This is a genomic window from Stenotrophomonas sp. YJH_SMC_19 (assembly GCF_059367915.1).
Genome location: NZ_JCAFRI010000015.1, coordinates 1 through 26,678, shown reverse-complemented (window position 1 = coordinate 26,678; position 26,678 = coordinate 1). Strand labels below are relative to the sequence as shown.

28 protein-coding genes are annotated in these 26,678 nt (G+C 64.6%); 20 read left to right on the top strand and 8 right to left on the bottom strand.

The window, feature by feature from the left end; translation table 11 throughout:
- Positions 1-18 precede the first annotated feature (18 nt).
- The 9 genes from AC5P5R_RS15105 (at position 19) to AC5P5R_RS15065 (ending at position 9,471) form a co-directional block, all read left to right on the top strand.
- Complete coding sequence (locus AC5P5R_RS15105) at positions 19-2,466, top strand: VirB4 family type IV secretion/conjugal transfer ATPase (RefSeq protein WP_024958424.1); 2,448 nt, start codon at positions 19-21, stop codon at positions 2,464-2,466.
- Between the two features lie 51 nt (positions 2,467-2,517).
- Complete coding sequence (locus AC5P5R_RS15100) at positions 2,518-3,318, top strand: hypothetical protein (protein ID WP_123958716.1); 801 nt, start codon at positions 2,518-2,520, stop codon at positions 3,316-3,318.
- Positions 3,319-3,392: 74 nt separating this feature from the next.
- On the top strand, positions 3,393-4,550 hold the full coding sequence (locus tag AC5P5R_RS15095; protein WP_012480636.1) for a TrbL/VirB6 family protein: 1,158 nt from the start codon (positions 3,393-3,395) through the stop codon (positions 4,548-4,550).
- 11 nt (positions 4,551-4,561) lie between these two features.
- A complete protein-coding gene (locus AC5P5R_RS15090) occupies positions 4,562-5,080 on the top strand; it encodes a DUF4189 domain-containing protein (RefSeq protein ID WP_043034651.1) in 519 nt (172 codons plus the stop codon).
- A 32-nt stretch (positions 5,081-5,112) separates the two neighbouring features.
- Positions 5,113-5,493 (top strand): DUF4189 domain-containing protein, encoded by a 381-nt coding sequence (locus AC5P5R_RS15085; protein WP_100438696.1) that lies wholly within the window; start codon positions 5,113-5,115, stop codon positions 5,491-5,493.
- Positions 5,494-5,805: 312 nt separating this feature from the next.
- Positions 5,806-6,357, top strand: coding sequence for a DUF4189 domain-containing protein (locus AC5P5R_RS15080; RefSeq protein WP_012480633.1), 552 nt, complete (start codon positions 5,806-5,808; stop codon positions 6,355-6,357).
- A 317-nt stretch (positions 6,358-6,674) separates the two neighbouring features.
- Complete coding sequence (locus AC5P5R_RS15075; RefSeq protein ID WP_005410114.1) at positions 6,675-7,211, top strand: hypothetical protein; 537 nt, start codon at positions 6,675-6,677, stop codon at positions 7,209-7,211.
- 57 nt (positions 7,212-7,268) lie between these two features.
- Positions 7,269-8,273, top strand: a complete 1,005-nt coding sequence (locus AC5P5R_RS15070; RefSeq protein WP_099490479.1) for an XVIPCD domain-containing protein — start codon at positions 7,269-7,271, stop codon at positions 8,271-8,273.
- Between the two features lie 97 nt (positions 8,274-8,370).
- Complete coding sequence (locus AC5P5R_RS15065; RefSeq protein WP_049396619.1) at positions 8,371-9,471, top strand: hypothetical protein; 1,101 nt, start codon at positions 8,371-8,373, stop codon at positions 9,469-9,471.
- A gap of 49 nt (positions 9,472-9,520) precedes the next feature.
- Here AC5P5R_RS15065 and AC5P5R_RS15060 read toward each other — a convergent pair whose 3' ends face one another.
- The 3 genes from AC5P5R_RS15060 to AC5P5R_RS15050 are packed head-to-tail and all read right to left on the bottom strand — an operon-like array spanning position 9,521 to position 12,196.
- On the bottom strand, positions 9,521-10,849 hold the full coding sequence (locus tag AC5P5R_RS15060) for an XVIPCD domain-containing protein (RefSeq protein ID WP_005410111.1): 1,329 nt from the start codon (positions 10,847-10,849) through the stop codon (positions 9,521-9,523).
- The gene (locus AC5P5R_RS15055) at positions 10,846-11,499 is read right to left on the bottom strand and encodes a hypothetical protein (RefSeq protein ID WP_012480629.1); all 654 of its coding nucleotides are present in this window, start codon (positions 11,497-11,499) and stop codon (positions 10,846-10,848) included. Before AC5P5R_RS15055 ends, AC5P5R_RS15060 begins: the two co-directional genes overlap by 4 nt.
- Before the next feature lie 40 nt (positions 11,500-11,539).
- Positions 11,540-12,196 carry a hypothetical protein gene (locus tag AC5P5R_RS15050; RefSeq protein ID WP_062607457.1) on the bottom strand — a complete coding sequence of 219 codons (657 nt, stop codon included), beginning with the start codon at positions 12,194-12,196 and terminating at the stop codon, positions 11,540-11,542.
- 274 nt (positions 12,197-12,470) lie between these two features.
- Here AC5P5R_RS15050 and AC5P5R_RS15045 point away from each other — a divergent pair, with 274 nt between their 5' ends.
- Positions 12,471-12,977, top strand: coding sequence for a GNAT family N-acetyltransferase (locus tag AC5P5R_RS15045; protein WP_012480627.1), 507 nt, complete (start codon positions 12,471-12,473; stop codon positions 12,975-12,977).
- A gap of 22 nt (positions 12,978-12,999) precedes the next feature.
- Here the strand turns inward: AC5P5R_RS15045 and AC5P5R_RS15040 are convergent, their stop codons facing one another.
- The 3 genes from AC5P5R_RS15040 to AC5P5R_RS15030 form a co-directional block, all read right to left on the bottom strand.
- Entirely contained in the window at positions 13,000-13,206 is a 207-nt protein-coding gene (locus AC5P5R_RS15040; protein WP_005410107.1) for a hypothetical protein, read from the bottom strand.
- A 56-nt stretch (positions 13,207-13,262) separates the two neighbouring features.
- On the bottom strand, positions 13,263-13,700 hold the full coding sequence (locus AC5P5R_RS15035; protein WP_005410106.1) for an acetyltransferase: 438 nt from the start codon (positions 13,698-13,700) through the stop codon (positions 13,263-13,265).
- Between the two features lie 68 nt (positions 13,701-13,768).
- Positions 13,769-14,536 (bottom strand): NAD(P)H-dependent oxidoreductase, encoded by a 768-nt coding sequence (locus AC5P5R_RS15030; protein WP_100438695.1) that lies wholly within the window; start codon positions 14,534-14,536, stop codon positions 13,769-13,771.
- 78 nt (positions 14,537-14,614) lie between these two features.
- Between AC5P5R_RS15030 and AC5P5R_RS15025 the strand changes: the two genes are divergently transcribed.
- From AC5P5R_RS15025 to AC5P5R_RS15005, 5 genes are all read left to right on the top strand, one after another.
- Positions 14,615-14,974 (top strand): winged helix-turn-helix transcriptional regulator, encoded by a 360-nt coding sequence (locus AC5P5R_RS15025; protein ID WP_100438694.1) that lies wholly within the window; start codon positions 14,615-14,617, stop codon positions 14,972-14,974.
- Between the two features lie 75 nt (positions 14,975-15,049).
- Positions 15,050-15,574 (top strand): tRNA adenosine(34) deaminase TadA, encoded by a 525-nt coding sequence (tadA, locus tag AC5P5R_RS15020; protein ID WP_005410103.1) that lies wholly within the window; start codon positions 15,050-15,052, stop codon positions 15,572-15,574.
- Positions 15,575-15,649: 75 nt separating this feature from the next.
- Entirely contained in the window at positions 15,650-16,222 is a 573-nt protein-coding gene (orn, locus tag AC5P5R_RS15015; RefSeq protein WP_164281616.1) for an oligoribonuclease, read from the top strand.
- A gap of 170 nt (positions 16,223-16,392) precedes the next feature.
- Positions 16,393-17,268 carry an EcsC family protein gene (locus tag AC5P5R_RS15010; protein WP_062607300.1) on the top strand — a complete coding sequence of 292 codons (876 nt, stop codon included), beginning with the start codon at positions 16,393-16,395 and terminating at the stop codon, positions 17,266-17,268.
- 141 nt (positions 17,269-17,409) lie between these two features.
- The gene (locus AC5P5R_RS15005) at positions 17,410-18,525 is read left to right on the top strand and encodes an alkene reductase (protein WP_012480623.1); all 1,116 of its coding nucleotides are present in this window, start codon (positions 17,410-17,412) and stop codon (positions 18,523-18,525) included.
- Positions 18,526-18,650: 125 nt separating this feature from the next.
- Here AC5P5R_RS15005 and AC5P5R_RS15000 read toward each other — a convergent pair whose 3' ends face one another.
- On the bottom strand, positions 18,651-19,547 hold the full coding sequence (locus AC5P5R_RS15000) for a mechanosensitive ion channel family protein (RefSeq protein WP_100438693.1): 897 nt from the start codon (positions 19,545-19,547) through the stop codon (positions 18,651-18,653).
- Positions 19,548-19,691: 144 nt separating this feature from the next.
- On the bottom strand, positions 19,692-22,070 hold the full coding sequence (gene ppsA, locus AC5P5R_RS14995; RefSeq protein ID WP_100438692.1) for a phosphoenolpyruvate synthase: 2,379 nt from the start codon (positions 22,068-22,070) through the stop codon (positions 19,692-19,694).
- Positions 22,071-22,214: 144 nt separating this feature from the next.
- Between ppsA and ppsR the strand changes: the two genes are divergently transcribed.
- The 5 genes from ppsR (at position 22,215) to AC5P5R_RS14970 (ending at position 26,544) form a co-directional block, all read left to right on the top strand.
- Positions 22,215-23,036 carry a posphoenolpyruvate synthetase regulatory kinase/phosphorylase PpsR gene (gene ppsR, locus AC5P5R_RS14990; RefSeq protein WP_005410097.1) on the top strand — a complete coding sequence of 274 codons (822 nt, stop codon included), beginning with the start codon at positions 22,215-22,217 and terminating at the stop codon, positions 23,034-23,036.
- 191 nt (positions 23,037-23,227) lie between these two features.
- Entirely contained in the window at positions 23,228-23,737 is a 510-nt protein-coding gene (locus tag AC5P5R_RS14985; protein WP_032966899.1) for a DUF1249 domain-containing protein, read from the top strand.
- Positions 23,738-23,778: 41 nt separating this feature from the next.
- Positions 23,779-24,267, top strand: coding sequence for an NUDIX hydrolase (locus AC5P5R_RS14980; RefSeq protein WP_005413820.1), 489 nt, complete (start codon positions 23,779-23,781; stop codon positions 24,265-24,267).
- Positions 24,268-24,429: 162 nt separating this feature from the next.
- The gene (locus AC5P5R_RS14975) at positions 24,430-25,059 is read left to right on the top strand and encodes a DUF2239 family protein (RefSeq protein ID WP_111723013.1); all 630 of its coding nucleotides are present in this window, start codon (positions 24,430-24,432) and stop codon (positions 25,057-25,059) included.
- 120 nt (positions 25,060-25,179) lie between these two features.
- Positions 25,180-26,544 (top strand): MATE family efflux transporter, encoded by a 1,365-nt coding sequence (locus AC5P5R_RS14970; RefSeq protein ID WP_100438690.1) that lies wholly within the window; start codon positions 25,180-25,182, stop codon positions 26,542-26,544.
- Positions 26,545-26,678 lie beyond the last annotated feature (134 nt).

Below are 26,678 nucleotides of genomic sequence, written 5' to 3'. Positions count from 1 at the left end.
CCTTTTGGAAGCAGTCGTATGTTCAACCCAGATACCTCCATCAGCGAATTCATCCCCTTGTCGTCGCACGTGGCTCCGAATGTGGTGAAGACCACGGGCGGCGACTACCTGTTGACGTGGCACCTGGAAGGGCTGCCGTTCGTGGGGCGCGAAGAATGGGAGCTTGAGCATCGGCACAACACCTTCAACCGGTTGCTGCAGACGCTGCGCGCACCGGATTTCGTCAACGTTGCCTTCTGGGTGCATGACATCCGGCGCCGTCGCACCCTGAAGGGAAAGAGCTACTACAAGCAGCGCTTCAACCAGGATGTGTCCGACCAGTACATGGGCATGCTGTCCTCCCAGCGCATCATGCAGAACGAGCTGTACCTGACGATGATCTATCGCCCGGTGGTGGCGGGAAAGCGCTTCGTGGAGAAGTCCGCGAACGTGGACAAGCTGCGCGCCGAGCAGGAGCAGGCCGTCGAGAAGCTGATGGAGCTCGCCGGCAACGTCGAGGCTGTGATCCGCGACTACGCGCCTTACCGGCTCGGTATGTACGAAGCCAAGAACGGCGTGGTGTTTTCCGAAACGCTTGAGCTGTTCGGCTACCTGATCAACCGCATCGATGAGCCGGTACCGGTGCTGTCGGCGCCTGTGAAAGACTATCTTCCGGTCAGCCGTCATATGTTCTCGGCCAAGACCGGCGATTTCGTGATCAATACGCCCAATGGCGTTAACCATTTCGGCGCGATCCTGAATATCAAGGAATATGCCGAGGGGACCTATCCGGGCATCCTCAATGGTCTGAAGTATCTGGACTACGAGTACGTCATCACCCATTCGTTCAGCCCGATGGGGCGCCAGGACGCATTGAAGGTGCTGGACCGGACCAAGGGCATGATGATCTCGTCGGGCGACAAGGCGGTCAGTCAGATCGTCGAACTCGACCAGGCGATGGATCATCTGTCGTCAGGCAACTTCGTGCTGGGCGAATACCACTTCATCATCGCGGTTTATGGCGACAGCCAGGCGAAGCTGTCGCAGAACGTGGCCTCGACCCGTGCCGAGCTGTCCAACGCCGGTTTCGTGTCGACCAAGGAGGATCTGGCAGTCACCTCGTCGTTCTATTCGCAGCTGCCGGCCAACTGGCGCTTCCGCACGCGGCTGGCCAACGTCAGCTCACTGAATTTCCTCGGCCTGTCGCCGCTGCACAACTTCGCCACGGGCAAGCAGCACAACAACCCGTGGGGCGACTGCGTGACCACGCTGCAGACCACCAACGGCCAGCCGTACTACTTCAATTTCCATGCCACCCATCCATCCGAGAATTCGCTGGGTGAGAAGGCGATCGCCAACACCATGGTGATCGGCAAGTCCGGTACCGGCAAGACCGCGCTGATCAACTTCCTGCTCAGCCAGGTTCAGAAGTATGAGCCGTCACCGACCATCTTCTTCTTCGACAAGGACCGTGGTGCGGAGATCTTCGTGCGTGCCTGCGGTGGCAATTATCTGGCCCTGGAGAACGGTGCGCCGACTGGCTTCAACCCGTTCCAGTGCGAGAACAACGAAGCGAACGTGCAGTTCCTGGCCGACCTGATCAAGGTGCTGGCCGGCAAGCGCGAGTACAGCGCCCGCGAGGAAGAGGACATCTACCGTGCGGTGGAGAGCATGCTCGATACGCCGATGCATCTGCGCAGCATGACCAACTTCCAGAAGAGCCTGCCCAACATGGGCGACGACGGCCTCTATGCGCGCATGCGCCGTTGGACTTCGGGCAATTCGCTGGGTTGGGTCTTCGACAATCCGATCGATACGGTGGATCTGAGCAAGGCCAACATCATCGGCTTCGACTACACCGACATCATCGACAATCCCGAAGTGCGCGTGCCGGTCATCAATTACCTGCTGCACCGCCTGGAATCGCTGATCGACGGTCGACCGCTGATCTATGTGATGGACGAATTCTGGAAGATCCTGGACGGCGAGGGTGGCCTGAAGGAGTTCGCGAAGAACAAGCAGAAGACCATCCGTAAGCAGAACGGCCTGGGCATCTTCGCCACGCAGAGCCCGGAAGACGCGCTGAAGAGTGATATCTCCGCTGCCCTGATCGAGCAGACCGCCACGCTCATCCTGCTGCCGAACCCGAACGCCAGCAAGAGCGACTACATGGATGGCCTGAAGTTGACCGAGGCGGAGTTCAAGGTGGTCACGGCACTGGACGAGCGCTCGCGCTGCTTCCTGGTCAAGCAGGGCCATGCTTCCAGTGTCTGCCAGCTCAACCTGCGTGGCATGGACGACATCCTGTCGGTGATCTCGGCCTCGACCGACAACATCGACATCATGCATCGGGTGCTGCAGACGGCTGCAGTCCGCAATCGGATCACCGTGGACGAACTCACGCCGGAACAGTGGCTGGAGGACTTCTACAAGAACCGAAAGGGCTCTGGTAAAGCCAAGGCCTCTGCCGAAACCGATGCGGCTTGAAAGCCCTGGATCAGACAGCGCCGAATGAAATCCATTCCCCTGGAGAAGAACATGAGCATGACATCCCGAAATCACAAGCGCCACCGCGGTCTGCGTCAGAAGCGCCTGGCAGCCATCCTGCTGGGGAGCATGGTCATGTTCTCCACCACGTCGGTTTCGGCCGGTGGTTACCCTGTCTTCGACCTCAGTAATCTCATGCAGGCACTGAAGGACTTTGCCCAAGGGAAGGCGCAAATGAAGGCTGACGGGCTGGAGTACGCGGCTCAGGTAACTCGGTGGAGAAGGACGTTCCAGGAGTACCAAAATGCGCTTGTCCAGATCCAGGGCATGATCAACAACTTCGGCTTGCCGCCAGGCGCCACATTGGAGCGGGTTCCAGACGACTATATGGTCGCCGACCTCTGCCGTACGTCGGCGGGCTTCAGCGCTGGCAGCCTGCTGAAGAAGTTTGTGCTGGATACCTCCGGTGATCTCTACGCGCAGCAGCAGCAGCTGTGCGTCAACATCCAGATGATGGAAAACCGGAAGCGCAACGAGACGGTGGATTTCATCGAGAAGACCATTCCCAGCATCAACGCGTCGTTGTCTGAGATCATGGGCTGGCGAGGCGGCGCCGATGGCAATCTTGCGGGAACTCTTTCGGCCGTGAACAGTGACTCCCTGCGTACGGCAAACGATATTTCCAAGCTGCAGCAGGAGTGGGAGGCGCGCATGCGGTCCTACGACGCCTATCAGGAGTCAATGATGGCCAATCAGCGCGTGCTGGCGCGCGTGGCATTGAAGGGCAAGCCGGGCGTCATCTCGCAGCTGGTCAAGACGGCCGCATTGGAACGCGCTTTGCACGTCGACTGACGCCGCTTGGGGCAGGTGCATAGGCACCCGCTCCACGAGGTTGTCCGGTAGGGATACATCAAGGGATTGCGGAAATGATCAGGTCGATTGCCAATTTTGATTTCAATGGCGGATTCCAGGATTTGATGGGGCACGTTGCACGTGTCCAATCGATCGGGGATTTCGTGTTCTTCAAGTTCATCTTCGACTTCCTGCGAAGCAAGATAAACAAGTTCGGCATCGACATGATGGGGGAAATGATGCAGTGGGTCGGCGGCATCGCCCTCACGCTCATGACCCTGTGGGTGCTGGTGCAGGGCTTCCGCATCGTGACCGGCCGCAGCCGGGACTCAATGATGGTGCTGGTGACCAATATGGCGCGTGCGGCGTTGATCGTCAGCGCGGCCACCACGATGGGCGCTTTCGGCACCAACCTTCAGAGCTTCCTCACCCACGACGTCAAGGCAGAAATCACGAAGGTCGTGACAGGCTCGAACGAGTCACCCGAAGCTCAGATCGACAAGAGCCTGGCATGGATGCAGGTGGCGCTTTCCAGTATCGACGCCATCCAGATCATGAATGACGGGGAGCTGCTGGAGGACAAGAAGCGGGCACTGTTCTTCATCGGCATGGGCACCGCAGGTCCAGCCATCACCGCTGGTGCGATGCTGATGCTGTATGAAATCGCCATGGCGCTGTTCATCGGCTTTGGCCCCCTGTTCATCCTCTGCCTGTTGTTCGACCAGACCAAGCAGTTGTTCCAACGTTGGCTGTTCTACGGCATTGGCACGATGTTCTCCATGGCCGTACTTGCAGCGATGGTTTCCATCGCACTGGACATGGTGGTACGTGTGGCGGCCACTTTCTGGACCACAGCGCTGGTGCAGGAATTCATCCTCAAGGAAAGCATGTCCGACGGCATGACCAGCCAGGCAATGCAGCAGGGAGGCATGGGCCTGATCCTCACCGCGTTGATCCTGACTACACCCCCAATGGCAGCGATGTTCTTCCAGGGTACCCTGGGCACCTTCATGGCATATTCGCAGATAGGCGGTGGTGCAAGTGCCTCGCCGAGTGCCGATGGTCGTCCGCCGGGCATGTCGGCTCCGCCGCCGGCGGCTCCGGAGTCGTCTTCTGGCTCAAACTCCCATGGTCAGCAGTCGGCGATGGGGAAGATGTTTGATGGAACCGGAGGCCCGGGTTCAGCGGTTCCCGGTCAGCGTGGTGCGGCAAATCCGAGTCATGGAAACTAGAGATTCAGTTGATGAACGTAAGCGCCTCTCTAAAGCATCTGTGCTTGTCCCTGATCCTACTGGGCTCTGTGCACGTCAGTTCGGCGTTCGCTGAAGGGCGCTGCCCTCCGGGTCAGTACCCGATTGGCGACCAAGGCGTTGGTGGCTGCGCACCCATACCCGGCGCGGCTCAGAGCGCCCCGCAGGAGAATCCCGGGTACTGGGTCAAGACATGGGGTGCTGTCGCCAGCTCGCCTGGAGGAGATGCAGGTTCGGCCACTGGGCATCAGGCCAAGGCTTCGGCAGAGCGCCAAGCGGTCGAGCGATGCCGGCAGGGCGGAGCTACCGACTGCACAGTCGTTTTTACCTACTACAACCAGTGCTATGCGGTTGTCCGGGCTGCACGACCGGACAATGGCATGAGATTCAACACCGGGGCGACGAAAGAACAGGCGCAGGAGCGGGCAATCAAGGACTGCAAGGATTTGGGAAGTCAGGCTTGCTCCGTTTTCCATTCTGACTGTACCAAGCCGTTCTTCCAGCAAGACTGATCGGTTGTGACATCACACGGAGATTCAAGGCAATGGCCGACTTCAAATCTCTGCGTGGTGATTCAGCTTTCGTGATTTCTGCTCTGCTGTTCGCTGCATTACTTGTTGCCAGCAACGCCAGTGCCGAGGGCCGATGCCCGTCCGGCCAGTACCCCATCGGCGATCAAGGGGTTGGTGGGTGCGCCCCGATTCCTGGGGCAGGGGTAACTGCCCGCGAATCCGGGCCCGCGGGTCAGTGGCATAAGACGTGGGGGGCAATTGCGTCGTCCGACGCGACCGCAGATGCCGGTGTTGCGACGGGCCGGCCGAGCAAGGAGAACGCGGAGCAGTTTGCTCTGGCAGACTACGGTAGGCGCGGTGCTTCCGATTGCCGAGTCATCTACACGTATAGAAACCAGTGCGTTGCATGGTAGGTTCCCAATAGCCAGGGCGGGGCTTCCCGCGCCGGTTTTGCCAGCGCCAAGGACTCCGCCGAAGCGCGGAAGTTTGCCCAGCAGTCGTGCGTCGACACCGATGGAAAGGCGTGTCAGGTTGCATACGAGGACTGTACGAAGCCGGTCTATGAGTCATTCTGACCCGTTGATCGGATTGTCGGACTGGTAGTCAGCGCAACTCGCGATGGCGGCGGAAAGCTTCATGTGTTTGGGCGCAGCTCCGTTTGTTCTCTTGGCTCCAGCATCGACAGTGGGCAACGATCGTCCGCTCAGGTCATCCCACCCCTCACAATGGGCAGCAAAGGAATGGGTCTCCCCATGAAACGAATCCACCTCGCTTTTCTCCCGTGCCTGCTGATTGCAGGCCTGCTGCCGTTCACCGCGCTTGCCGAAGGCAATTGCCCGCAGGGCATGTATCCCATCGGTGGCCAGGGTGTACAGGGTTGTGCGCCCATTCCGGTGAGCAGCTCAGGCTCCCCGTACAACAATCGCCCCAACTGGGCGCAGACCGTGCGTGGCGTGGCGATGGATGCCCGCGGCGACACCTTCATCAGCAACTCGATGCGCTCGCGGGGCAAGGCCAAGCGTGCATCCATGAAGGAGTGCAAGGAGTTCGGGAAAGGCGAATGTACGTTGGCGACCCTGTTCCAGGCGCAATGCGTGGCGGTCGCCCACGCGGGCCTGGGCACTGAAACCACCAGCGTCGCCACCGCCATGTCCGAACAGGGAGCGGTCATTGTCGCGATGCAGCAATGCAACGCGAAGGCGGCATGGAAGCAGCTGCCGCAGGGACAATGCGGGATCGCCAGAACGGCCTGCACGGCGGATCTGTTCATCAGGTAAGGCGCCATTCACGCTAAGCCCCGTTTTCTGTGATCAATTCCGCTTTTCGATTTCCTCGCACTTCGACGCGGCAGAACGCCTCGCGGTAAGCTCCCCACGCGTCATGAAAATGACGCGCCAGTGCCGCCGAATGCAGGGGTTCTTCCGTCCAATGAGGACGCTGTCAGCCCCTGCGTCGGGTGACGCTCGCCATCATCGCGGTCTTGCCGTACGCAAGGCTATGATTCCTGTCCGCGCAGGCGCGGATAAGCCGGAACGCGTTCCGGCTGGGCAGGGAGGCGGGTATCGGCATGACCACATTGAAGGAGTGGGAGGGGATGGAAGACAGGGTTGGCGCACACATGGACGATGCCCTGGCATTTGTTCCGTCCGGTGCGAACCTGCTGGAAGCCGTAAGGGGCGAACTCAACGGCGATGGCATCGAGTATCAGCTGCTGGTCATCGACCAGCCGACGCCGGAAGGGCTGGTGCCCGGCCAGCACGGGCCAAACCGGGTGCTGCTGTTGCTGCGCGGTGATGGGCGCGGGCGCTGGCAGCTGGCCGCGCGCAACGACAAGCTGGTGCCGTGTTCCACCCGAGGTGGCCTGGCCGGCGACCCTTTTGCGTATGCAATGGTCGAGAAGGGCACCTTCAGCGTGATCACCAACGGCGGTAGCCGCGAGCGCTGGAGCAGCACCTACCGGTTCCGCTATGCGCCCGCGGACAAGGCCTGCTGGGTTGACGGGGTGAGACGCAAGGTCGTGGATATCGAGACCGAAGCGACCAACATCCGGGATTACTCGGCGGCGGAGCTGGGCAGGGTGAGGTTCGAGGACTTCGACCCATCCAGTGTTGCCGAGGTGTCGCTTCCATGAGCCAAGCTCCAACCGGCGGAAGGGAATCCGCGCTGATGAAGATTCAGGAGTTGCACTGTGTCGACCGATAGAGAGTCGCAGCTGTTGCGACAGGCGACCAAAGCCGGCATCGACTCCCCGCTTGAACTGGCCAATTTCATGGCCCAGGCAGGGCACGAGTCGCGCGGCTTGAGCCGGCTCAACGAGAGCTTCAACTTCACCCGGGGAATCTCGCAGATCCCGGTGGAGGCTGCGTGGCGCAATGGCAACGCCGCGTTGGAGAGCGCCCGCCAGGAAGCGCTGCGTGGTCGCCCGGAAAACCTGGCTGAGCTGATGTACGGCGGGCGCATGGGCAACGACGCGCCTGGTGACGCGCTGAAGTACCACGGCCGCGGCTATCTGCCATTGGTCGGCAAGGAGAATTACGAGCGTGCCGGCAAGGCGCTGGATCTGGACCTGGTGAATCACCCGGAGCTGGCAGCGCAGCCCGAGCACGCAGGCCGTATTGCCGTATGGCAGTGGCAGACACGGGTGCCGGAGGGGGCGCGCCATGATGTGCGCGAAGCAACTTATGCGCTCAACGGCGCGCTCAATGGCATCGAGGCGCGCCGGCAACGATTTGAGGTCTGGCAGCAGAAGTTGACGCCGGACGTGATGGCGCGACTGGATCGCGGCGAAGTCGGTGCGCCGGCGCAGACCGTTGCACGCGACATGTCGCATGCCGGTGAGCCCGGCAACGCATTGTTCGAGGATGCGCGCCGGCACCTGCAGCAGATGGGGCCACAAAGTGGACTGCGCAGTGCACAGGAGCTCGACAATACCGCTGGCGCATTGGCGCTGGGCGCGCAGAAGGCCGGCCTGTCGCGCATCGATCATCTGCTGGCGGGCAACGACGGCCGTACGCTGTTTGCAGTGCAGGGCGCGCTGGGTGATCCGGCCATGCTGCGTGCGTCTGTTGACCGGGAGCAGGCCTCCCAGCAGCCACTGGCGCAGAGCAGCCAGCAGTTGGCGGCCAGCGTTGCGCAGCAGGATCCGATGGCCGCGCTCGCCCGCGAGCAGGAGCAGCGTTCCCGATCCCTGTAGCACTTGGTGCCGGCGGGCAGGGTGCCCGCCGTTGTTTTGCGTACGACGCGTGGCGCCCTGTGGCGCCGACATGGAAACCCACCCGTAAGGACACCACATGCGAATCGTTCCCTTGAATGCCCTGCAGGCCGCTGCCCGCTGCAATGCATCCGCGCGCCGCCTGCCGCCGCTCTGGCTGCTGTCACTTGGACTTGCCGCAGCCTCGGCACAGGCTCAGGAGACAGCGCCGCCGGTCGCGGAAACGCACGCCACGGCACAGGCGATCGCTGATGCGCCTGCAGGGACGGCACCGCCTGCCACCGTCGAGCGAACCGTTCCGGCGGTAGCACCCGCACCGCCCGCATTGGCCATCGTTCCATTGCCGCCAGAGCGGGCGACCGAGCGGGCGCTCGGTGCGCGCTGCCCGGTGGATCTGGCCGGGCGACTGGCGACCCAGGGCGACCTGCTGACCGGCGCCTGCCAGGGCACCATGCCGGCGCATCTGGCCGCTCTGCTGGTCGCGCTGCCCGAGCAGGACATCCACCTGCCGCGCAACTGGCGCGAGCGAGAGGTACAGCAGAAGGCCTGGTTCAAGGCGGTGCCTGGGTACGGCCAGCGACCGGACTTCATCGTGCGGATGGGCGACGTCTGGGTGCGCTCGCTGGAAGGGCGCGACGCCGACAGCACGTTCTACCTGGTGTCCGCGCCGTTCACCTGCAGTGACCAGGTCGCCAACCGCGATGAGTTCAGCGCGGAGCCGGTACGTGTGCCAGCGGGTAGCTGCCGCGAGGCCTATGTGGGCCAGCGTGTGTACCAGGTGCGTGGCGATGCGCCGCCGAGGGATGTTACCGCCGAGGCGATGCCGGTCATGCCACAGGTGACCGAGGCGGATCGCGCACGCCAGCTGGCGCGTGGGGGCAGGATCACGCTGGATCACAGCAAGCTGCAGTTCGGGCCGGCCATGCGTTGGTTCGTGCAGTATCCGGAGACGGTGCCGAAGGGTGGGGCGCGTGCGTTCAGTGACTGGAACCGCGAGCATCTTGCCTTCGTGGTCTGGACCGGCGATCGCTTCGAGTTGCGCGACAAGGTCCCGCGCAGCCAGTGGCCGTGTGATCCGGTCGCGCCGGGCGATCGCGCCTGCGGCGGCTTCCCGGATTCCGGGCCGGATCTGTTCGTGACCGCCAGTGCATCTGCGCCGGTCGCGGCCACCAGCCCCTGAGTCACGGTGCTGAGGCGGGAGCCGGAATGACCGGCTCCCGCGCTGTCCATCAGGCCTGCAGGCTGCGGGTCTGATGCTGCTGCTGTTCCAGCTGTTGGTCGCGCTCCAGCGCAAGGCGCTGGCCTGCAGCCTGCTGGTCGATGCGCTGGCTGCTCTGTTCCAGCGGCGTGTTCATCGCCACTGCCGTATCCACCGACACGCGAAGGTGGGCGGGGTCACCGCCCTGGCCCTGCACGGCGAAGCTGCGCGAGGCATCGGCGTTCATCACCACTTCGTCGATGCGCTTGCCGCCTGCAGCGTGCATCTCCGCCGCCAGGCTGCCCGCCAGCTGCGTACTCATCACGTCCGGCACGCGGCCAACGCGCACGTCATGTGCGTGCACGCCGCGGATCGCGTCGTTGAACAGCGGGTTACCCAGGTGGTTGGCATCGTCCATGCGCAGCATGCTGGTGTGATGGCCATTCTTCTCCGCTTCGCGGCGTGCCGGTTCACCGGGCTGCAGCGGGCCGCGGATGTGGTCGTACAGATCGATGGCGCCGCCCGGGATGCCGCGTGCAGCGCGGGTGACGCCGCGACGCAGTGACTCGACGTCGTCGCGATACTCCTCGATCATCTTGGCGTTGTCTTTCGCCAGCTTCTGCGTTTCCGGGTGCTTCAGTACCGAGCCTTCGTTGAGGAAGTTGCCCAGCTTGTGCGCACCGAACGAGCTGGTGGCCGCGATGATCGGGCGGTCCGGAATCAGATCACGCAGGGCGTGATTGCTGAAGCCGTTTGCCGCGAGCGTCTTGATCTCGTCGGGCTTGGCATAGATGCGTACCTGGCCGAAATGCGGTGACGCGGCGCTGACCGGATCGGAGGCCATGACGTGGTTGATCATGGTGTTGCCGCCTTCCGGAATGCGATAGCTGAGGCTGACCGCGCCGTAGGCATTGAAGGTCTCGCCCTTGACGTTGAAGTGGTGCGAGGTGATCTGGGCAAGAGCGCCGCCGAGGGAGTGACCGGTGACGGTGACCTGGGGCGCGGGCACACCGTTCAAGCGGGATTGAAGCGCAGCGCCTTCGAGCGTCCTCTGTGTCAAAGCAATCGCGTCAGGCGCCTGTACGTTGGTGCGCGCAACCACCATGCCGCCGTCGGTCAGAATCGCATCGCGAGCGATCTGCTCGGTGCCACGATGCGCAATGACGATCTCTTTGGTGTCTACGCGCTGATAGACGGTGCCCTGATAGCCGTTGAGACGATTGTTGACATGCTCAAGTATCTTGTACTCATGGCCGTTTAACGTGACTTTTTCTTCTTGGCCGGGTTCACGTCGGCCGACGGCCCGATCCTTGTAGGCGTCATTGGATAACGCGGCGTAGTCCTGAGAGGTGATGGTCACGGCGCGACCTCACTTGCGGAGAGGGTGATCGTAAACAGCTTGTCCTGCAGATCAGCGGCGTAGTTGCTGCGATCGGGCTCGCCACTGGCTGGGAAGTTGGGAACGCGATCTGCCTTCGGATAGACCAGATCCGGATAGTAGAGCGTATGGGCGCCACCTTCGGTCAGCGGCTTGGCGTCGACGAAGGTGAGGAAGCGGGTCTCTTCTTCGGCACCCGTCGCCTTCAGCATTGCCCCGGCACCGGTGAACTCCCACTTGCAGACGCCACGACCGTAGTAGTCCTCATCCAGCATGCGGTCCACATATAGCGTGCCGCGGTACTCGCCCTCAGCGACCTTGCGCAGCTCCACCGGTTCCTGGCTGGTGATACGTGCAGCTGTGCCGGTGGCCGGCTCGATGTGGCCGCACTGATCCTCGTTGGTGACGTCGTACTGCGCTACGCCCTTGACCAGTGCGAAATCGCCGGGGGCATCCTTCAGGCGCAGCACCAGCTCATAGGCCTTGCGCGGGGTGGGGTTGAGCTTGGCGAGGCCGCGCCCGCCCTGGGCGACATCGGCTTCAGCAGCGGCACGTTCCTGGTTCATGGCGGTCTCCGGGTTGCAGGCGGTCAATAGAAGCAGAGCAAGGCACGGAATCATCTTGTGGCGCAATGTCGGCCTCCTTGGGGGTAGGGGTTGTTGAACTGGCAGCTCATGGCACGAGCTTCTGCACAGTGGTGGTGGTTGAGAACAGCGCGTCGCGCAGATCTTCGCTGTACCCCGACGGATCTTCCTCGCCACTGGCGCCAAAGTTGGCGACAGTGTCGGCGCGCGGATAGATAAGGTTTGGGTAATAAAGCGTAAGAGGTGAGTCGCTCTCCATGCGCTCCTTGTCGACGAACGTAAGGAATCGCGTATCCGCCTCGCCGGTCGTAGCGCGCAACATCGCACCGACACCCGTCAACGTCCAATGGCAGACGCCACGCCCGTAGTAATCCTCGTCCTGCATGCGGTCGAGGTAGAACGTACCGCGGTATTCGTTCTCGTCGACCTTGTGTAGTTCCACCAACTCCTGGCTGGTGATACGGCTGGCGGTACCGGTCGCCCACAGGACCCGGCCGCAGTCCCTGTGGTTGCTGACGTCGTACTGGGCAACGCCCTCGACCACCGCGAAGGGACCGGGGGCATCCTTCAGTGTCAGCACCAGCTCGTAGCCCTGCTGCGGTGACGGGTTGAGCTTGGCCAGGCCGCGTCCACCTGCGGCGACGTCACGCTCTGCGTCCGCGTAAGGCGAGCAGGCCGTCAGCGCCATCAAGAGGCCCATCGGTACCAGATGGCGTCCATCGCGTGTCGGCGTGGCTACATCCATGGCGGCATCCTGCATCGTGCGTCCGTGTCCATATATCCTTCCCTGGTGACAGGTTTATCGATTATGGAGTGTTCTGGAAACCTGGCGCCAGCTACGGCAAGGTGTCCGCGACGGAATTTTGACGCATTCAGCGTTCGGGAGCGTCGCCGAATCGATTGCGGCACAGGCGATTCGGGGTCGGCCAGGCGATTGCGCTTCGCGTTCGACATTTCGCCGTCAATTTGTGACAACGGTCGCCAATTCACGCGACTCTCACGCAAGCGAGCATTACGCCATGAACTACACCATCCGTGCCGAAGCCATTGATGATCACGCCACCCTCCATGCACTCACCGAGGCCGCGTTCCGGAACGCTGCGCACAGCAGCCGTACCGAGCAGTTCATCGTCGACGCCCTGCGCGCGCGCGGGGAGCTGAGCGTTTCGCTGGTGGCCGAGATGGACGGGAAGGTGATCGGCCATGTGGCGGTGTCGCCGGTGACGATCAGCGATGGCAGCACGGGCTGGTTTGGCCTGGGGCCGATTTCGGTATTGCCCGCCTGGCAGGGGCAGGGCATCGGTGCGGCCCTGATGCATGCCGCACTTGAAGCACTGCGTCAGCAGGGCGCACATGGCTGTGTATTGCTGGGCGAGCCGGCCTATTACGGTCGCTTCGGCTTCTGTGCCGAGCCGGGCCTGGTGCTGCCGGGTGTGCCGCCGGAGTACTTCCAGGCACTTTGCCTGCAGCCTCCGTTGGCACAGGGCGAAGTGCAGTACTCACCGGCCTTCGAGGCGACGGCCTGATCCGGGCCTGGCACGTTTCTGCTCAGGGCGCGCGCCAGACGGTCGGTTCGGGTTGCGGCTTCGGAATGCGGTAACCGCCGATGTGTTCAAGCAGTTCATTGGTACGGCGCTGCTCGACCAGTACTTCACGCAGCAGGTTGCGCACGGCGAAGATGGCGAACGGCACCAGGATCCAGACCAGGCTGATGCCCAGCGCAAACAGGGTCAACAGGGCTTTTGCACCATCCATGCGGCATTCCTTGGTCGAAAGCAGCCACGCTAGCACGTGGCTGCTGCCGACGGATGTCAGCCGTTGTGCCGAAGGTGGATCAGCGGATACGGACGGCCTTGCGAATCCAGCGGTGAACGTCCGGTTTCGACGAAGCCCATGCGCAGGTAGAAGCCGACGGCCTGTGCGTTCTGTTCGTTGACGTCAGTACTCAGCTGCGGATGCTGGGCCAGTGCGTGCTGCAGCAGTTGCCGGCCGATGCCGGTGCCACGTACGTCCGGATCGATGAACAGCGCTTCCATGTGCGTGCCATCGATCAGCATGAAGCCCAGCGGCCGATCCTGCGCATCGACAGCAACGGTCATCGGCGCCTGCGGCAGGAAACCGGCGACTTCGGCATCGATGGCCTGGCGGTCTTCGGCACTGAGGAAGTCGTGGGTGGCGTCGACGGCGCGGCGCCAGAGGTCGACAAGAGCGGCGCCGTCGTCGGCGCGAGAGGGGCGGAGGGTGGTCATGGGTTCGCCAAGGTGCTTGCAAAGAGTGCGTAGTATGGCGCGTCCCGATCCAGCGCGCAGATGTGGATTCATCCGGCGTTGCGATGGCGGATGAAGGGGCTGTAGGTAGTGGCCTCCGCGCGCAGCACAACGCCGTCCTCGAAATCGCTGCTGTCGTTGAAGGGCACGGTGGTCCACTGCGGCCATTGCGCCAGGCGTTCGCGGTAGTGGTGGGTTGCTGCAGCCAGTGCCTCGTCGTGGGCCTGCATGCGCTCCGGTGCCAGCCCGGAACGCACGCCGTGCACCACGTGCGGTTCCATCACGTCGAAGCCGACGTAGCGCAGGCTGTACATCAAGGGCCACAGCAGCAACCGGGTATCTCCCTCGCGGCCGTCCATTGCGCAGGCCCGTGCCGATGAGCCGGTGGTGACGCTCAGCAACGCACGCTTGCCGCGCATCGCTCCGTGCTCGTGACGCAGGCGGCTGTTGTACATCGGCCCGTACACCAGTACGCGATCCAGCCAGCCCTTCAGGATGGCCGGCGCCGCGAACCACCACAGCGGGAACTGCAGGATCAGCAGGTCTGCGGCCCGCAGCAGTTTCAGGTGACGTTGCACATCGACGGGCAGCTGGCCCTGCTCGGCGCTGTGCCGCTGTTCGCGTTGGGCGTCGAAGTGGCCGGGATGCAGGCGATGCGGATGGTGGTCAGCCGCTTCCAGCGGATCGAAGCCCTCCGCATACAGGTCGACCACGTCCACCTGCAGCGCGTCATGCCGCAGCTGCTCGGCGGCCTGAGCGGCCAGATGTGCATTGAAGGAGCGGGGCTCGGGGTGGGCAAGCAGGATCAGGGCGCGCATGGGGCGAGGTGTTCGAGGAGTGTGCGACCATCCTCGCGGTGCCGGCATGCGCCGGCAATTACGCACCTTGAGGTAACCATGGCTCTTCCCGGGGATGTCTATGCCGCCGACTGTTCGGCACGCGATGCGCTGGCGCTGATTTCAGGCAAGTGGGTGATGCTGCTGCTGCCGGCATTGGCGCAGGGCCCGCTTCGCAACGGCGCGTTGCTGCGGAAGATCGAAGGCATCTCGCAGAAGGTGCTGACCCAGACCCTGCGCCAGCTGGAGCGCAATGGGCTGGTCGAGCGGTGTGACCGGGGCAGCAAACCACTGCATGTGGAGTACCGCCTGACCGAGGTCGCGCGCGGCCTGGTCGAGACGCTGTCCGCCCTGGATCGCTGGGCCGAGCACAACTTCCCGGCGCTCGATGCGGCCCGCGAGCGCTTCGACGCGCGCTAGCGGCGCCTGCACGGCCCCGGGCGTACAATGCGCCCCCGGCGGCCATCCTGGCCCAGTTGAAAAGCGAGAACCGCCATGACCGATGTCCTGGGTGTACCGGTGCACGACGCCGATGAACACTGGATGCGCCATGCACTGGCCCTGGCCGAGCGCGCGCAGCGTGAGTTCGACGAGATTCCGGTCGGGGCGGTGCTGGTGGGCGCCGACGGCCAGCTGCTGGGCGAGGGCTGGAACCTCAACATTGCCTCGCACGACCCCAGTGCGCATGCCGAGATCGTGGCCATGCGGGCCGGTGGAAAGCTGCTCGCCAACCATCGCCTGCTTGGCAGCACGCTGTACGTGACCTTGGAGCCATGCGCGATGTGCGCGATGGCGATCGTGCATGCGCGCGTTTCGCGCCTGGTCTACGGCGCCAGCGACCCCAAGACCGGTGCGTGCGGCAGCGTGTTCGACCTGCTCGGCGATGCCCGCCACAACCACCGGGTCGAGATCCACGGCGGGGTGCTGGCCAAGGAAGCCAGTACGCGCCTGACCAATTATTTCCGCGCCAAGCGTGGCAAGCCGCCGCTGCTGCTGGAAGACCACGTCGGCGAGGGCTGAAGGGCGAACGGGTATGATGGGCGCCTCTTTCCTTCACCGGTAGGCCGCGCGCCTGCCCAGCAACGAGGCGACACAATGGCGGACACCGGCGCGGCCAACGAACGACTGATCTGGATCGACCTGGAAATGACCGGGTTGGACACCGACAACGATTCGATCATCGAGATCGCCACCGTGGTCACCGACGCCCAGCTGAACGTACTGGCCGAAGGTCCGGAATTCGCCATCCATCATCCGCTGGAAACGCTGGAGGCGATGGACGAGTGGAACCGCAACCAGCATCGTCGTTCGGGCCTGTGGCAGCGCGTGGTGGACAGCACCACCACCCTCGGCCAGGCCGAGGCGCAGACGGTAAACTTCCTGGCGAAGTGGATCCCGGCCGGCCTTTCGCCGATGTGCGGCAACTCGATCTGCCAGGATCGCCGCTTCCTGCACCGCCAGATGCCGCGCCTGGAGAAGTACTTCCATTACCGCAACCTGGACGTATCCACGGTGAAGGAACTGGCCAAGCGCTGGGCGCCGAGCGTGGCCGCCGGCGTCGGCAAGAACAGCAACCACACCGCGCTGAGCGACGTGCACGACTCGATCGCCGAGCTGCGCCATTACCGCCAGTTCATGGGCACGCTGTCGGGCTTGCCCACGGCCTGAACAACAACGCCGGGCATGGCCCGGCGCGACCGGGTGACACGCGAACTGGTAGTGCCGGCCGCTGGCCGGCAAGGCGTCGGGGTCGGATCCCTTTCCCGCGGCAAGGGATCCGACCCCTCTGTCGTGCCTCGCGACGAACCGTTCAACTCCCCGGCGCTAAGATCGGCGCCATGAACGAGCCCATCCTGCTCCCCCGCGATATTGCCCACGACGCCCGCGACTGGTCCGACCTGCAGCGGGCGGTGGCCCTGCTGGAAGCGCCAACCCTCACCGCGCGCATGGCCAACCTGGTCGGCACGCCGCTGGAGTTCGCGGTGAAGGCGCTGCCCAGTTCGGTCTCCAACCGCATCCACGGTGCGGTGCAGGCGGCGTTGACCAAGTCGGCGCAGGCGGCGCTGTGGAGCATGGACAACACACCCGGCAAGGGGGCGTCCACCCGTTGGCACAAGCTGGCGGCAGCCACCTCCGGCGCGGTGGGCGGTGCCTTTGGTTTCGCGGCCTTGTTCATCGAACTGCCGGTGTCGACCACCATCATGATGCGCGCCGTGGCCGACGTGGCCCGCAGCGAGGGCTTCGACCTGTCCGAGTTCAGCACCCGGCAGGCGTGCCTGGAGGTGTTCGCGCTGGGTGGCAACTCGCCGCGCGACGACGCCAGCGAGACCGGCTACTACCTGGCCCGCGGCTTCACCACCGACGTGATGCGGCATCTTTCGGCCGAACTGGCTGGGCGTGTGGTGACCGGCCGCGACCTGACCCTGGGCGTGGCACCGAAGGAAGCTGGAAAGCTGCTGGCGAAGATGGTGGAGAAGGTGGCGGCGCGCTTCGGCGTGGTGGTCACCGAGAAATTCGCCGCACAGGCGGTGCCGATCGTCGGTGCTGCCGCCGGTGCAACGCTGAATACCATGTTCACCGACTACTACCAGGACATGGCGCGCGGCCACTTCATCGTGCGCCGGCTGGAGCGCAAGTACGGGGAAGACGTGGTGCGCGCCTGCTATGACCGCGTGGCGCATGGTGCGGTAAAGATCGAGCCAAGGCTGGAGTAGAAGAGCCACGCTATGCGTGGATGAGCCCTCGTGGCGGGGATCCTTGCCTCGAGGGAACAATTGTTTTGCCAGTGCATGCCTGTTGCCTGGCAGCCGGCATCCCCATCCTTTGCAGCACTCCCCCCGCAAGAGATTGCCGCCATGATGTTCACCCCCCACCGCCTGGGCGCGTTGACGCTGCCCAATCGCATCGTGATGCCGCCGATGACCCGCTCGCGCGCCGCCGATGGCAACGTCGCCACCGCAGAAATGGCCGCCTACTATGCGCAACGCGCCAGCGCCGGCCTGATCGTCAGCGAAGGTACCCAGATCAGCCAGCAGGGCCAGGGCTATGCCTGGACCCCGGGTATCCACAGTGCCGAGCAGGTGCAGGGCTGGCGGCAGGTGACCGATGCGGTGCACGCCGCCGGTGGCCGCATCTACGCCCAGCTGTGGCACGTCGGCCGTGTCTCGCATGTGGCCCTGCAGCCCGATGGCGCGGCGCCGGTGTCTTCCTCGGCATTGCTCGCCGAAGGCGTGAAAGTGTTCGTCGACCCGACTGGGGCGGGTCCCGAAGCCGGTGTGGGCGAGATGATCCAGCACTCGATGCCGCGCGCGCTGCGCGAGGACGAGATTCCCGGCATCGTCGCCGATTACGCGCAGGCGGCGCGCAATGCGCTGGCCGCGGGATTTGATGGTGTGGAACTGCACGGCGCCAACGGCTACCTGATCAACCAGTTCATCGATTCGCAGGCCAACCAGCGCACCGATGCCTACGGCGGTTCACTGCAGAATCGCCTGCGCTTCCTGCGCGAGGTGGTGCAGGCGGTGGTCGAGGTTGCCGGTGGCGAGCGTGTGGGCGTGCGCCTGGCGCCGCTGACCACGCTGCAGGGGGCGGTGGACGATACGCCGCAGGCGACCTATCTGGCTGCCGCACACCTGCTCGGTGAGATGGGGGTGGGCTACCTGCACATTGCCGAGGCCGACTGGGACGATGCACCGCCGATGCCGGTGGCGTTCAAGCAGGCGCTGCGCATGGTCTACCCGGGCACGCTGATCTACGCCGGCAAGTACACCGCCGAGCGCGCCGAGCAGGCACTGGCCGAAGGTTGGGCTGACCTGATCGGCTTCGGCCGGCCGTTCATCGCCAACCCGGATCTGCCCGAGCGCCTGCGTACGGGTGCGACGCTGAATCCGCCGGATCGCGCCACGTTCTTTGGCGGTGGTGCGGAGGGTTTCACTGATTACCCGGCGCTGGAAGAGAGCGTCGCTGCCTGATTCTGGAGGCTGCCGGCCAGCGGCCGGCACTACCAGGGGGCGCGGGGTAGTGCCGGCCGCTGGCCGGCATTTCAGTCAGGCGGCGAGGGGTAGTGCCGGCCGCTGGCCGGCATTCCACTGCCGGATCACGGCTTGTCGCGCACCAGCGCATCAGCCTCCATGACCCCACCATCCTTTCCATGCAGGTACAGGTGCATGTCCTGCTGCGGGTACGGGATGTTGATGCCGGCCTTGTCATAGCCCAGCTTCAGCTGCTCCAGCAGCGTGACCTTGGTGCCGAACCAGTCGGCCGACTTCACGTAGCAGCGGATGCCGAGGTTGATGGAGTGTGCGCCCAGTTCGTACACCACCACGTCCGGTGCGGGGGTCTGCAGCACACGCGGGTCGGCCTTCATCAGCGCCAGCGCGGTGTCGCGTGCCAGCTGGATGTTGTCTTCGTAGCCGATGCCGATCACCAGTTCGACGCGGCGCGTCGGCTCGGCGGTCAGGTTGATGATCGGCGCGGCGGTGATCAGCGTGTTCGGAATGGTGGTGTGCTGGTTGTCGGCGCCAGTCAGAACGGTCTGGAAGATGCGCACTTCGCGCACGGTGCCGGTCTGCCCGGCCACCGTCACTACGTCGCCGACACGGAACGGGCGCAGCGTCACCAGCATCACGCCCGAGGCGATGTTGGACAGCGAATCCTTCAATGCCAGACCGACCGCCAGGCCAGCGGTGCCGAGCACGGCCAGCAGCGGGGTGATCTGCACGCCCAGCGTGCCGATGGCCAGCACTACCACGATCACCAGCGATGCGGCGTACACCACATTGCGCAGGAAGCTTCCCAGCATCGGGTCCACACCCATGCGCGCAGTGGCGCGCGGCATTGCATTGGACAAGCGACGTGCCACCCACAGGCCCACCAGCAGCACCACGATCGCGGCCAGCAACGGCACGCCGTAGGTTTCCAGCAGGCGTTCCCAGTCGAGCGAGTGGAACCAGGGCGTTGCGGCGGGGGCGGCGGGTGCTGCTGCGGCGATCATGCGGAAGTCCTTTGCTGAGAAACGGTGTCTGCGTGGGGCAGGTGCACGCCAGAAACACGAAGCCCCGCAGAGGCGGGGCTTGCATGCAGCAGCAGTATCGGCCGACGCCGATGAACACGACGTCAGCCTGTAGCCATCACGGCATCAGCCGTTGGCCTTCAGCTTGGCCAGGCGCAGCCAGGTATCGACCACGGTGTCCGGGTTCAGCGACACCGACTCGATGCCTTCCTGCATCAGCCATTCGGCCAGATCCGGGTGATCGGACGGGCCCTGGCCGCAGATGCCAACGTACTTGCCCTTGGCACGTGCTGCCTTGATCGCCATCGACAGCAGCTTCTTCACTGCCGGGTTCCGCTCGTCGAACAGGTGCGCAACGATCGAAGAGTCGCGGTCCAGGCCCAGGCTCAGCTGGGTCAGGTCGTTGGAGCCGATCGAGAAGCCGTCGAAGATCTCCAGGAACTCATCGGCGAGCAGTGCGTTGGACGGCACTTCGCACATCATGATGATCTTCAGGCCGTTCTCGCCCTGCTTCAGGCCGTTCTGTTCCAGCACCTCGACGACCTTGCGGCCTTCTTCCAGGGTGCGCACGAACGGAATCATGACCCACAGGTTGTCCAGGCCCATTTCGTTGCGCACGCGCAGCACGGCCTTGCACTCCAGCGCGAAGGCGGCCGAGAAGCTCGGGTCGACGTAACGGCTGGCGCCGCGGAAGCCGATCATCGGGTTCTCTTCGTGCGGCTCGTAGTTGCTGCCGCCGATCAGGTTGGCGTATTCGTTGGACTTGAAGTCCGACAGGCGCACGATCACCGGGTTCGGTGCAACCGAGGCGGTGAGGGTGGCGATGCCTTCGGCCAGGCGGTCGACGTAGAAGCTGACCGGATCACCGTAGCCGGCGATCTTCTCATCGATCTTCTTCTTGGTCGCCGCGTCCTGGCGGTCGTATTCCAGCAGTGCGTTCGGGTGGATGCCGATGTGGCTGGCGATGATCATTTCCAGGCGGGCCAGGCCGATGCCGGCGTTCGGCAGCTGGCCGAAGTCGAAGGCACGTTCCGGGTTGGCCACGTTCATCATGATCTTCAGCGGGGCCGGCGGCATGTTGCCCAGATCGGTCGTGGTGCGCTCGAAGCCGAGCTTGCCTTCGTAGATGAAGCCGGTATCGCCTTCAGCGCAGCTGACGGTGACCAGCTGGCCATCTTCAATGACCTTGGTGGCATTGCCCGAACCGACCACGGCGGGCACGCCCAGCTCGCGCGCGATGATCGCGGCGTGGCAGGTGCGGCCACCACGATTGGTGACGATGGCCGAGGCGCGCTTCATCACCGGTTCCCAGTCCGGGTCGGTCATGTCGGCGATCAGCACGTCGCCCGGCTGCACGCGGTTCATGTCGTCCAGCGTCTTGACCACGCGGGCCACGCCCGAACCGATCTTGGCGCCGACGGCGCGGCCTTCGGCCAGCACGTTGCCGCCCTTTTCGGTCAGCGCGAAGCGCTCGATCTGGGTGGCGTGGCTGCGCGACTTCACCGTCTCCGGGCGCGCCTGCACGATGAACAGCTTGCCGCTGACACCGTCCTTGGCCCACTCAATGTCCATCGGGCGGCCGTAGTGCTTTTCGATGACCAGCGCCTGCCTGGACAGTTCCTGCACGTCCTCGTCGCTGATCGAGAAGGTGTTGCGCAGTTCGACCGGAGTGTCCTCGATCCTGACGCGCTCACCCGGGACATCCGAATACACCATGCGGATCGCCTTGCTGCCGAGCGAGCGGCGCAGGATCGCCGGCTTGCCGGCCTGCAGGGTGGGCTTGTAGACGTAGTACTCGTCCGGATTGACCGCACCCTGCACGACCATTTCGCCCAGGCCGAACGAAGAGGTGACGAACACCACGTCGCGGAAGCCGGACTCGGTGTCCAGGGTGAACAGCACGCCGGAGGAACCGACGCCCGAACGCACCATCAGCTGCACGCCGGCGGACAGGAACACGTCCTCATGCTTGAAGCCGTGGTGGACGCGGTAGGCGATGGCACGGTCGTTGTACAGCGAGGCGAACACTTCCTTGACCTTGTGCACGACATCGTCGGCACCGGTGACGTTGAGGAAGGTTTCCTGCTGGCCGGCGAAGGAGGCATCCGGCAGATCCTCGGCGGTGGCCGAGGAACGCACGGCCACGGCCACGTCGCCGCCGCCGTTGTCGGCGCTCAGCTTGGCGTAGGCGGTGCGGATGTCCTGGTCCAGCTGCGGCTGCAGCGGCGCATCGATCACCCAGCTGCGGATTTCCTTGCCGGCGGCGGTCAGCGCGTTGACGTCCTCGACGTCCAGCGTGGCCAGCTTGTCGAAGATGCGCTTGGACAGGTCGTTGTGCGCGATGAAGTCCTTGAAGGCTTCAGCGGTGGTGGCATAACCGCCCGGCACCGAAACGCCCAGACCGGCCAGGTTGCCGATCATCTCGCCCAGGGACGAATTCTTGCCGCCTACGCGGGCCAGATCGGCCAGACGCAGTTCGTGCAACCACAGGATGTTCTCGTTCAAGCGCGATGCTCCGTTTGGCCATCGCCCGAGGCGGGCTGAGTGGCCGCGTCCGTAGGAAGAAGCCGATATGATGCCGGGCAGACCACTGTCGGCACAAGCTTGTGCTGGCGGCCTTTTTAAGCTTCGTAGGGGGTAAAAGCGCGCATGTCGACCATCCGCCCGGTGTTCTACGTTTCCGATGGAACCGGTATCACCGCTGAAACCATTGGGCATAGCCTGCTCACCCAGTTCTCCGGGTTCAGCTTCATTACCGACCGCATGTCGTTTGTCGACGACCCCGAAAAAGCGCGTGAAGCCTGTGCCCGGATCCAGGCGGCAGGGGAGCGGTACCAGGTCCGGCCGATCGTGGTGAACTCCTGCGTGGACCAGAGCCTGAGCCTGATCCTGGCCGACAGCGGGGCGCTGATGCTGGATGTGTTCGCGCCGTTCATCGAGCCGCTGGAGCGTGAACTGGCCAGCCCGCGCCTGGCCCGGGTCGGCCAGGCCCACGGCATGGTCGACTTCGACACCTACCACCGCCGCATCAACGCGATGAACTTCGCCCTGACCCACGATGACGGTATCGCGGTGAACTACGACGATGCCGACGTGATCCTGGTGGCGGTGTCGCGCGCCGGCAAGACGCCCACCTGCATCTACCTGGCCCTGCATTACGGCGTGCGTGCGGCCAACTACCCGCTGACCGACGAGGACCTGGAAAGCGATCGCCTGCCGCCACGCCTGCGCAATTACCGGCGCAAGCTGTTCGGCCTGACCATCGACCCGGACCGCCTGCAGCAGATCCGCCAGGAGCGCCGCCCGAACTCGCGCTACGCCAACCTGGAGACCTGCAAGCGCGAGGTGGCCGCGGCCGAGGTGATGTTCCAGATGGAGCGGATCCCGACGCTGAGCACCACCCACACCTCGATCGAGGAGATTTCCAGCAAGGTGCTGGCCACGCTGGGGCTGCAGCGCGAGTTGTATTGATCCGTGCGCCACGACCAACGGTCGTGGCCTACCTCCCGGGGCAATACCCCTCCTGCGCGGGGGCATCGACCCTCCTGCACGGTGGGTATCGACCCTCCTGCACGGTGGGTATCGACCGTTGGTCGATACCGAGCCCTTTGGTCGGGGTGATCCCGCCCCCACGTTGAAGCACCAACGTGTAGGATCGACCCATGGCCCGAGCCTTGCCCCGTACCGAACGCATTCCCCGCCTGAGCCGGTTGAGCTGGCTCATGGGCCTGTACGCGGAGAACTATCGCCATCTGGTGCGCCTGTTCGAACCGGCCGGACTGGTGGCGGGCAGCTACATCTCCTCGATCGGCGACGGCCTGGATGTCCGCCTGGACGTGATCGAGTGCCACCGCTACACGGTGGAACTGCGCCTGACCTACGACCTGGCCGACCCGGTCACCGGTGAGCCGGACCCGTCGGCCTACGTCCGCCTGTACCGTGATGCGCGCCAGGCCGAGACCACCCATTGCTACGTCGGCCGCCGCTGGCAGGACACAATGGGCCTGTACCCGCCGCCGGCGGAACTGATCAGCCACCGCATGCGCATGAACACCTTCCTCGGCAAGTGGCTGGAATACCTCGCCGAGCGCGGCCACGGCGTGGCCACCCTGCGCCGCGATCCTGATGGCGCCACTGCGGCTGCCGAACGCCGCCTGTCGCTGGTGCGCTGATCGGCCATAATCCACGGCTGACCTGCCGCTGGATGCTGCCCATGCCGTACACCCCGATCGTCGCCACCCTGGGCTACGTGCTGTCGCCCGATCGTCGCCAGGTGCTGATGATCCACCGCAACACCCGGCCCGGTGACCACCACCTGGGCAAGTACAACGGGCTGGGCGGCAAGATCGAACCGACCGAAGACGTTGCGGCAGGCATGCGCCGCGAAATCGCCGAGGAAGCCGGCATCGACTGCACCGGCATGCGGCTGCGCGGCACCATCAGCTGGCCGGGATTCGGCAAGCATGGCGAGGACTGGCTGGGCTTCGTGTTCGTCATCGACAGTTTCGAAGGCACCCCGCACGGCGGCAACCATGAAGGCACGCTGGAGTGGGTGGACCTGGACAAGCTGGACACGCTGCCGATGTGGGAGGGCGACCGCAACTTCCTGCCACTGGTGTTCGACGCCGACCCGCGCCCCTTCCACGGCGTGATGCCGTACCAGGACGGCCGCATGGTCAGCTGGTCCTACAGCCGGCTGTAAGCCGGCGAATCGGGAGGGGGGCGATCTTTCGAGTGGGGATCAACCTTCCAGGTGGGTGCCAACCTTGGTTGGCACGCTCTTCCGGTTCATTAATGTCCGGGCAATATTGACGAACGCAAATTACCCGGGCAATATTCGCGCATCACCTCCGATGCCATTGCCATGCCTGCGTCCCGACTCCCTCCCTTCAGTTGCTTCGACGGCCACCGGCTGGTCGCCTCCGGTACCCCGGAAGTGGCTGCGCTGGCGCTGAAGCAGCTGCGTGCCGGCAACGCTGCCGGTCCGCTGCTTGTGTTCGACAACGCTACCGGCCGCACCCGTGATTTCGATACGCGCGGCAGTGACGCAGAACTGCTGGCGCGGGTCGTCGAAGCCTTTCCCGCCGCCGTCGAGGCGGATGCCGACGTTACTGCCGAAGAGGCGCCGGCAACTCCGCGTGGCCGCGGCCGCCCCAAGCTGGGCGTGGTCGCACGCGAAGTGACCCTGCTGCCGCGCCACTGGGCGTGGCTGGCCGAGCAGCCCGGCGGGGCCTCGGTAGTGCTGCGCAAGCTGGTGGAGGCGGCCAGCCGTGCTGGTGCCGACAAGGACCGGCAGCGCCGCCACAGCGAGCGTGCCTATCACTTCCTGCAGACCATCGCCGGAGACCTGCCGGGTTTCGAGGAGGCCATCCGTGTCCTGTTCGAGCACGACCGGGCGGGCCTGGAAATGGCGTTGCGCAGCTGGCCCGAGGATGTGCGCAATCACGCCCTGCGCCTGGCCTTCGATGATTCTTCGGACCACGCAGACGGCTGAGCCACTGCGCCGTTGCTGAGCGGCGGCGCCACCTGATCGCGGGTCACGGCCGCCCGCTCCCCTTTGCTTGCTTTGCTGGCGGAAACGCCGGGCAGGGCAGCGCCTTGCCCAGAGAACCCCATGGACACCCCCGCACATCCCATCCCCCCGGTCGCGCCGCCCCTCTGGCGCACCTATCTGACCCTGCTGCTGCCGATGCTGCTGACCAACGCATTGCAGCTGGCCGCAGGCACGCTGGACAACATTTACCTCGGCCATCTGCTGGGTACGCAGGCGGTGGCCGCCGCCGCAGCGTTCTTTCCTGTCTTCTTCCTGCTGCTGGCCCTGGTAATGGGTCTGGCGACCGGTGCGATGGTGCTGATCGGCCAAGCCTGGGGCGCGGGCCGGCCGCAACAGGCTCGCGCGGTCGCCGGCAGTGCGGTGGCACTGATTCTGCTGTTGTCAGTGCTGGTGATGGCGGTGGGCGGCGGTTTCGCGCCACAGCTGCTGGCGGCACTGGGCACGCCAGCGCCGATCCTCGGCGAATCCATCGTCTATGCCCGTGTTCTGCTGCTGGCGGCACCGGCGTTCTTCCTGCTGTGGCTGGCCACTGCGGTGAGCCGTGCGGTGGGCGATGCCAAAACGCCGCTGCATGCGCTGCTGCTGGCCACGGTGGTCGGCCTGCTGTGCACGCCGCTGCTGATCCTGGGCTGGGCTGGCCTGCCGCAGCTGGGGTCGGCCAGTGCGGCTGTATCGGCGGCGTTTGCCTCGCTGTTGGCCCTGGGTTGGTTGCTGTGGCGCTGGCATCGGGTAGGTCATCCCCTGGCACCGGGGCGCGAGCTGCTGCATGCCATTCGGTTCGACGGCGCGCTCATCCGCGCGATGCTGCGCATCGGCGTACCGTCTTCGCTGCAGATGCTCAGCCTGGCCATTGCCGAAATCGTATTGCTGGGCTGGATCAACCGCTATGGCTACACGGCCACGGCCGCCTACGGTGCGGTCAACCAGTTGATGAGCTGGGTGCAGCTGCCGGCGATGTCGCTGGGCATCACTGCCACCATCCTCGCGGCGCATGCGATGGGCGCGGGGCGTACGGCACGGCTGCCCGCCATCGCCCGCACCGGGGTGATGCTGGGTCTTGCGATGCTGACAGTCGTGGTGCTGCTGGTGATGGCGCTGGCGCCGTGGCTGACTGGTTTGATCCTGGCGGCCGCAGAGCCGCGCGAACTGGCCACGCAGCAGTTGCGCACGGTGGTGTGGGGCGTGCTGGCGATGGGAGGCAGTGCGGTGCTGGTCGGAGTGATGCGCGGCAGCGGCACGGTGCTGTTGCCGGCATTGCTGGGCATGGCTGCCGTGTTGCTGCTGGAGCTGCCGTTGGCGATGTGGCTGCAGTCCCGGCACGGTCTGGCCGGGCTGTGGTGGGCATGGCCGCTGGGGTTGCTGGCCATGCTGGTGATGCAGGTGTTCTGTTTCGCGCATTGGCGGCGCCGCGTGCAGGCCGGGTAGTGCCGGCCGCTGGCCGGCAATCCGCAATGGCCGGAGCAGCCGGCCAGCGGCCGGCTCTACCACTCGGACGGATCGCATCCGGCGCGGATGCAGGTGTTCTGTTTTGCTCGCTGGCGGCCGGGTGCAGGTTGGGT